Consider the following 779-nt stretch of genomic DNA (forward strand, 5'->3'; position numbering starts at 1 on the left):
GCCGAGGCCAGCCGCCTGACCGCCGCCGCCGGCGCCGCCAGCAGCCGGCTCGGCGCGCTGGAGCCTCAGCTCGCCCGCCTCGCCACCGAACTGGCCGAAGCCGAGGCCGCCGCCGCCCCCGCCGCCGAGGCGCTGGCCGCCCTGCCCGCCCCCGCCGCTGCCAATGCCGAGGCCGAGGCCGCCGGCCGGGCGGAGGCCGCCGCCGCCGCCGCCGAGGCGAATGCCCGGCGCGCCCGGGCCGAGGCGGAAAGCGCGCTACAGCGCACCCGCGCCGCCGCCTCCAGCCTCGCCGCCAACGCCGCCCAGGCGGAAAGCCGCATCGGCGCCCTGGCCCCGCAGCTCGACCGCCTGACGGCTGAACGCACCGAGGCCGCCGCCGCCGAGGGCGCCGCCCAGGCCGCGCTGGACGCCCTGCCGCCGCTGGCCACGCTCCGCACCGCCGCCGAGGCGGCCCGGCAGCAGGAAGACGCGGCGCTGGCCGCCGAAGCCGCCGCCCGCGCTGGCCGCGCCGCCGCCGAGGCCGCCCTCCAGGCCGCCCAGGCCGAGGCCGCCCGGCTGACCGCCGCCGCCGCCCAGGCCGAAAGCCAGGTCGCCGCCCTCGCCCCGCAGCTCGAGCGCATCGCCGCCGATGCCGCCGAGGCGACCGCCGCGCTGGAGCAGGCCCGCGCCGCCCAGGCCGCCATCCCCGACCTCGCCGCCATCCGCGCCGGTGTGGCCGCCGCCCGCGAGGCGCTCGCCGGCGCCCGCGCCACGGAAGGCGCCACCCTCGTGCTCGAGGC

Annotated in this window: 1 pseudogene; it reads left to right on the top strand. The window is 83.6% G+C overall.

What is annotated here, in order from left to right:
* Positions 1-779 (top strand): annotated as a pseudogene (locus tag QWZ14_RS32150) (AAA family ATPase); the annotation flags it as partial.

Source organism: Paeniroseomonas aquatica, assembly GCF_030409335.1.
Classification (GTDB): Bacteria; Pseudomonadota; Alphaproteobacteria; order Acetobacterales; family Acetobacteraceae; genus Belnapia; species Belnapia aquatica.